Origin of the sequence: Streptomyces angustmyceticus (assembly GCF_040701845.1) — a bacterium.
Taxonomy (GTDB): domain Bacteria; phylum Actinomycetota; class Actinomycetes; order Streptomycetales; family Streptomycetaceae; genus Streptomyces; species Streptomyces angustmyceticus_A.
This window is the reverse complement of sequence record NZ_JBFBHQ010000017.1, coordinates 130871-136921: the sequence shown is the minus strand read 5'-3', so window position 1 is coordinate 136921 and position 6051 is coordinate 130871. Positions and strand designations below refer to the sequence as shown.

The 6051-nt window shown below is 70.7% G+C and carries 4 protein-coding genes, 1 rRNA gene and 1 pseudogene; 3 read left to right on the top strand and 3 right to left on the bottom strand.

Translation table 11 applies throughout. From position 1 onward, the window contains the following. The 3 genes and pseudogenes from rrf to AB0411_RS27540 form a co-directional block, all read left to right on the top strand. Nucleotides 1–88: ribosomal RNA gene (gene rrf / locus AB0411_RS27550) — 5S ribosomal RNA — on the top strand; the annotation flags it as partial. A 187-nt stretch (nucleotides 89–275) separates the two neighbouring features. Further along, nucleotides 276–1034 (top strand): annotated as a pseudogene (locus AB0411_RS27545) (tetratricopeptide repeat protein); the annotation flags it as partial. Nucleotides 1035–1478: 444 nt separating this feature from the next. Continuing rightward, nucleotides 1479–2228: a hypothetical protein gene (locus AB0411_RS27540; protein WP_366419975.1), complete on the top strand. Its 750-nt coding sequence runs from the start codon at nucleotides 1479–1481 to the stop codon at nucleotides 2226–2228. Nucleotides 2229–2335: 107 nt separating this feature from the next. Here the strand turns inward: AB0411_RS27540 and AB0411_RS27535 are convergent, their stop codons facing one another. The 3 genes from AB0411_RS27535 to AB0411_RS27525 are packed head-to-tail and all read right to left on the bottom strand — an operon-like array spanning nucleotide 2336 to nucleotide 6035. After that, complete coding sequence (locus AB0411_RS27535; protein ID WP_366419966.1) at nucleotides 2336–4153, bottom strand: IucA/IucC family protein; 1818 nt, start codon at nucleotides 4151–4153, stop codon at nucleotides 2336–2338. Beyond that, nucleotides 4150–4719, bottom strand: coding sequence for a GNAT family N-acetyltransferase (locus AB0411_RS27530; protein WP_366419965.1), 570 nt, complete (start codon nucleotides 4717–4719; stop codon nucleotides 4150–4152). Before AB0411_RS27530 ends, AB0411_RS27535 begins: the two co-directional genes overlap by 4 nt. Beyond that, the gene (locus tag AB0411_RS27525; protein WP_366419964.1) at nucleotides 4716–6035 is read right to left on the bottom strand and encodes a lysine N(6)-hydroxylase/L-ornithine N(5)-oxygenase family protein; all 1320 of its coding nucleotides are present in this window, start codon (nucleotides 6033–6035) and stop codon (nucleotides 4716–4718) included. The genes AB0411_RS27530 and AB0411_RS27525 overlap by 4 nt, the downstream gene beginning before the upstream one ends. Between the last annotated feature and the right edge of the window lie 16 nt (nucleotides 6036–6051).

Here is a 6051-nt window from a genome sequence, read left to right as displayed (position 1 = left end):
CGGTTACATTCCGAACCCGGAAGCTAAGCCTTTCAGCGCCGATGGTACTGCAGGGGGGACCCTGTGGGAGAGTAGGACGCCGCCGAACAATCTTTCAGGACCCTTGGTCCCAGCGTTCACGCTGGGACCAAGGGTCCTTTTTGTTTTATGCCGAAGCGCGCCGAACACGTCGGTGCGTGAGAATGAATGCAGTACCGAAGACAGGAGTCACGTCGATGTCCACCAACTCTTCCGACGATCGTTCGGAGCGCCGGCCGCAGCGGCGTGACGACGGCGACCGCGGTGGTTTCCGGCGTGACGACCGGGGGCCGCGTCGGGACAACGACCGCGGCGGTCGCCCGGCTGGCGGTGGCGGCTACGCGGGACGTGACAACCGGGGCGGGGACCGCGGTGGTTTCCGTCGCGATGACCGTCCCTCGGGCGGCGACCGCGGTGGCTTCCGTGGCGGTGAGCGGCGTGACGATCGCGGTGGTGACCGTGGTGGGTTCCGTCGTGACGACCGCCCGTCCGGCGGCGAGCGCGGTGGTTTCCGTGGTGGCGACCGTCCGTCGGGTGGTGACCGTGGTGGGTTCCGTCGTGATGACCGTCCGTCCGGTGGTGACCGTGGTGGATTCCGCCGTGACGACCGTCCCTCGGGCGGCGACCGCGGCGGATTCCGGCGTGACGACCGGCGGGATGACCGTGGCGGCGAGCGCGGTGGGTTCCGCAGGGACGATCGCGGTGGTGACCGTGGTGGGTTCCGTCGTGACGACCGTCCGTCCGGTGGTGACCGTGGTGGGTTCCGGCGTGACGACCGCCCGTCCGGTGGTGACCGTGGTGGATTCCGCCGTGACGACCGCCCGTCCGGTGGTGACCGTGGTGGATTCCGCCGTGACGACCGTCCGTCGGGTGGCGACCGCGGTGGCTTCCGTGGCGGTGAGCGGCGTGACGATCGCGGTGGTGACCGTGGTGGATTCCGCCGTGACGACCGCCCGTCCGGCGGTGACCGCGGTGGATTCCGCCGTGACGACCGCCCGTCTGGCGGTGACCGGGGCGGCTTCCGCCGTGACGACCGACCCTCGGGCGGCGACCGCGGCGGATTCCGGCGTGACGACCGTCGTGACGACCGGCGGGATGACCGTGGCGGCGAGCGCGGTGGGTTCCGTCGTGACGACCGACGCGACGACCGTGGCGGGGACCGTGGTGGGTTCCGGCGTGACGACCGTCCTTCCGGCGGTGACCGGGGCGGGTTCCGGCGTGACGACCGTCCGTCCGGTGGCGACCGCGGTGGCTTCCGTGGGGGCGACCGGCGGGATGACCGGGGTGGCGAGCGCGGTGGGTTCCGTAGGGATGACCGGGGGCCGCGGCGGGATGACCGTGGTGGGTTCCGTCGGGACGATGAGCGCGGGCGCCGGCCGTATGGCGCGGGGCGCGGGCGGGACGACCGTCGGGACGACCGGCGCGATGACCGGCGGGGGGACCGGGAGCCGATCAAGCGGCTGCCGATTCCGGAGGACGTCACCGGTGAGGAGATCGACAAGGACGTGCGGCAGGAGCTGCTGAGCCTGCCGAAGACGCTCGCCGACGACGTCGCCAAGAACCTGGTGATGGTCGCGAAGCTGCTGGACGAGGACCCGGAGAAGGCGTACGGGTACTCGCGGGTGGCGCTGCGGCTGGCGTCCAGGGTGGCGGCGGTGCGCGAGGCCGCGGGCTTCGCGGCGTACGCGGTCGGCAAGTACAGCGAGGCGCTGGCGGAGTTCCGGGCGGCGCGGCGGATGACCGGCAGTGTGGAGCTGTGGCCCGTCATGGCGGACTGCGAGCGCGGTCTCGGGCGGCCGGAGAAGGCGCTGGCCATGGCCGGCGAGCCCGAGGTGCACAAGCTCGACAAGGCCGGGCAGGTCGAGATGCGGCTGGTCGCGGCCGGCGCCCGGCGGGACATGGGGCAGGCGGACGCCGCGGTGGTGACGCTGCAGAGCCCGGAGCTCGCGTCGAGCGCGGTGCACCCGTGGACGGCGCGGCTGCGGTACGCGTACGCGGATGCGCTGCTGGAGGTCGGTCGCGAGGACGACGCGCGCGACTGGTTCGCCAGGGCGCTGGAGGCCGACCAGGGCGGCACGACGGATGCCTCGGACCGGCTCGCGGCGCTGGACGGGGTGGAGTTCACCGACGCGCTGGAGGACTCCGACGAGAGCGAGGACGCGGCCGGGGACGAGGGCGCGCGGGACGACGAGGGGCCGGCGCAGGACTGAGCCGGCCGGCCGTCGTGAGCTGAGGCGGCAGTTGCGCTGAGGCGGAAGAGCACGAAGAAGGGCGGGACCCAGCGAGGGTCCCGCCCTTCTTGCGTTGGCGGGGCGGATCAGGTGGCCGGTGCGTACGGGGCGAGGGGGTTGCGGAGGGTGCCGATGAGCTGGAGGGCACCCGCGGGGTCCTGGAGGTCGACCATCTGCTGGTTGTTGCGCAGCTGGAGGCGGTTGAGGCAGGAGAGGGCGAACTCGTCGGTGAACAGGTCGTACTGGCGGAACTTGTCGGCGAGGTGGGGAGCGGACGCCTGGTAGTCCAGGACACAGGCGGCGACCGTGCGCCAGAAGGCGTCCTCGTCGAGGATGCCGAGGTCGGCGAGGGTGCCGCTGAGGAAGCGGAAGAAGCAGTCGAAGACGTCGGTGAAGACGGAGAGCAGCTTCTTGTCCTCGGGGACGTCGGCGCGGATGCGCTCGACGGCGGGGGGCAGGACCGCGTCCGGGTCCATGACGGCGATCTCTTCGGCGATGTCCTTGAAGATGACCCGGGCCACGGCGCCGTCCTCGACGACCAGGATGGCGTTCTCGCCGTGCGGCATGAAGACCAGGTCGTAGGCGTAGAAGGCGTGCAGGACGGGGGTGAGGTACGCGTCCAGGTAGCGGCGGAGCCAGACGGCGGGCTCCAGGCCGGACTCCTCGATCAGCGCCGCGGCGAATGAACCGCCGTCCCGGTCGACATGGAGGAGGGAGGCCATGGTGGCCAGGCGCTGGCCCGGTTCGAGGGTGGGGACGGGGCTCTCGCGCCACAGGGCGGCGAGCATTTTGCGGTACGGGGAGTCCTTGGTGGTGGCGGACTCGTACTGGCGGTGGTGGTAGCCGAGGGCGGCGCGCTCACGGATGATCGAGAAGCGGGCGGCCCGGAAGGTGTCGTCCGCGGAGATCAGGCGGGCCAGCCAGTCGTTGATGGCCGGGGTGGCCTTCATGTACGACGCGGAGAGGCCGCGCATGAAGCCCATGTTGAGGACGGAGAGGGCCGTCTTCACATAGTGCTTGGCGGGGTCGGTGGTGTTGAAGAAGGTGCGGATGGACTGCTGGGCGAGGTGGTCGTCGTCGCCGGGGCCCAGGCAGACCAGCCGCTGTTCGGCTATCTCGGCGGCGAAGGTGACGGAGAGCTTGTTCCACCACTGCCAGGGGTGGGTGGGGAAGAAGAAGTAGTCGTCGGGGTCGAGGCCGAGGCCGGTGAGGGTGGCGGCGAAGCGGGTGCGGGTGGCGTCGTCGAGTTCGTCGCGGACGAGGGTGTCGTAGTCGAGGCCGGCGCCGGCGGTGAAGGTGGTGTGGTCGCGGTGGGCGGCGAGCCAGAGGAGCCGCAGGGGGCTCGCGGTCTCCGGGGCGTAGGCGTGGTACTCGTGGACCCCGAAGCCCAGGCGGCCGTTGTTGGCGACGAAGCAGGGGTGGCCCTCGGTCATGCCGGTCTCGATGGCCTGGAAGCCGGACTTGGCGAGTTCGGCGGCGGTGGGCTGTTCGGCGGCGAGTTTGTAGGCGGTGCCGGAGAGGGTGGAGCTGATCTCCTCCAGGTAGACCGGCAGGATCTCGTCGCCGAGGCCCAGGGCGCCGCGCAGTTCGATGAAGAAGTCCAGGGCGTCCAGGGGGAGTTCGTGCTCGTCGCGGTGGCGGGTGATGCTGTCGGCGTCGACCTGCCAGTGGTCCAGTGCCTGTCTGCGGGCGGCGAAGCGGTAGGCGGTGGCGCCGTCGTCGCTGTGGACGACGTAGTGGCCGTCCTGCGGGAGGCGCTGGGGGGCGAGCAGCCGCTCATGGGAGAACTCGGCCAGGCCCTTGCGGATCAGCAGGCGGTTGGCGCGGGCCCAGTGGCCGGGGGTGAGGTGGGCGACGGCGTCGCGGGCGGGGAGGTGCGGGGTGCCGTCGGAGGGGGCGGTCATCGGTGGTCTCCTCGGGTGGCCAGGAACTGGTCGCGGGTGCAGGTGCTGAGGCAGGCGTCTTTGGAGGGGAGGGAGACGGTCCGCAGGATCTCGAAGCCGACGGCTTTGTTGAGGGCGTGGACGGCGGTGTTGCGGGCGTCGGGCTCGGCCACGACCCGGCGGGTGTCCGGGTCGGCGAAGAGCATCTCCATGACGGTGGTGAGCACGGCGAGGGTGAAGCCGCGGACGGGGGTGTCGGTGGGGGCCGCCAGGAAGTGCATGCCGACGTCGCCGGGCTCGGCGGCGTGGACGCCGACCAGTTCGCGGTGGGCGGGGTCGTAGCGCTCCATGAGGAAGGCCGGGGTGCCGTTGTGGAGGCCGAGGAAGGCGTCGTGGAAGGGGTCGGCGGCTATGCGCGCGAACTCCTTCTCGACGGCGGGGAGGTCGCAGTCCTGCATCAGCCAGAAGACGGCTTTGGGGTCGGTGACCCAGCGGTGCAGCAGCGCGGCATCGGCGGACGGGTCCACCGGGCGCAGGGCGAACTCCCCGAGCGCGGGGTCGGTACGGGTGAACAGCGGGGGCCTCATGCGGGGATCTCCATGGGGTGGTGCGGGCCGGCCGGGGCGGCGAACTCCTGGAAGGCGATGGCCTTTTCGACCGGGTAGTACTCGCGGCCGAGCAGCTCGCGGATGATGCAGGCGTTGCGGTACGCGGCCATGCCGAGGTCGGGGGTCACAAAACCGTGGGTGTGCAGCTCGGCGTTCTGCACGTAGATGCCCTGGCCCGTGGTGTCGATGCTGTAGTTGCGTGCGACGTCGTAGCGGCCGGCGTCGTCCCAGGCGATGCGGTCGTGGACGGGGGCGAGGAAGTCCGGTACGCGGTAGCGGTAGCCGGTGGCGAGGATCAGGCCCTGGGTGTCGAGGGTGAAGTCGGTGCCCTGCTCCTCCTGGCGCAGGCCGAGGGTGTAGGTGCCGCTGGCCTCGTCGTAACCGGCGTGGTTCAGGGCGGTGTTGGTGAGCAGGCGGGTGGGGACCGGGCCTGCCAGGTTCTTCTGGTAGAGCAGATCGAAGATGTCGTTGATCAGCTCGGAGTCGATGCCCTTGTAGAGGTTCTTGTGCGAGGCGTTGAGCCGGTCGCGGGTGGCCTGGGGGAGGGCGTGGAAGTAGTCCACGTACTCCGGTGAGGTCATCTCCAGCGTGAGCTTGGTGTATTCGAGGGGGAAGAAGCGCGGGGAGCGGGTGGCCCAGGTCAGGTGGTAGCCGTGGCTGTCGATGTCCTGGAGGAGGTCGAAGTAGATCTCGGCGGCGCTCTGGCCGCTGCCGATGAGGGTGATGCTCTCCTTGGCCTGGAGGGCGGGCTTGGCCGCCAGGTAGTCGGCGTTGTGCAGCAGGTCGCCGCCCAGGCCCTGGCAGGCGTCGGGGACGTAGGGCGGGGTGCCGGTGCCCAGGACGAGCTTGCGGGCGCGGTGGGTGGTGCGCTCGCCGGTGGGGAGGTGCTCGGCGTGGACGACGTAGAGCTGTGCGGCGCTGTCGTACTCGACGAGGGCGACGCGGTGGGCGAAGCGGATGCTGTCGAGCTTGCCGGCGGCCCAGCGGCAGTAGTCGTTGAACTCGGCGCGCAGCGGATAGAAGTTCTCGCGGATGTAGAACGGGTACAGCCGCCCCGATTCCTTGAGGTAGTTCAGGAACGAGAAGGGCGAGGTGGGGTCCGCGAGGGTGACCAGGTCGGCCAGGAACGGCACCTGGAGGTGGCTGCTGTCCAGCATCATGCCGGGGTGCCAGTCGAAGGACGGCTTGTCGTCCAGGAACAGGCCGTCGAGTCCGTCGATCGGTTCGGTCAGACAGGCCAGGCCCAGGTTGAACGGGCCGAGGCCGATGGCGATGAAGTCATAAGGGGCGGACACGAGGACTCCGATGGGG

Coding starts and splice junctions, on each gene's coding strand:
- AB0411_RS27535 (WP_366419966.1), bottom strand. CDS start 4,153: ATGACCGCCCCCTCCGACGGCACCCCGCACCTCCCCGCCCGCGACGCC.
- AB0411_RS27530 (WP_366419965.1), bottom strand. CDS start 4,719: ATGAGGCCCCCGCTGTTCACCCGTACCGACCCCGCGCTCGGGGAGTTC.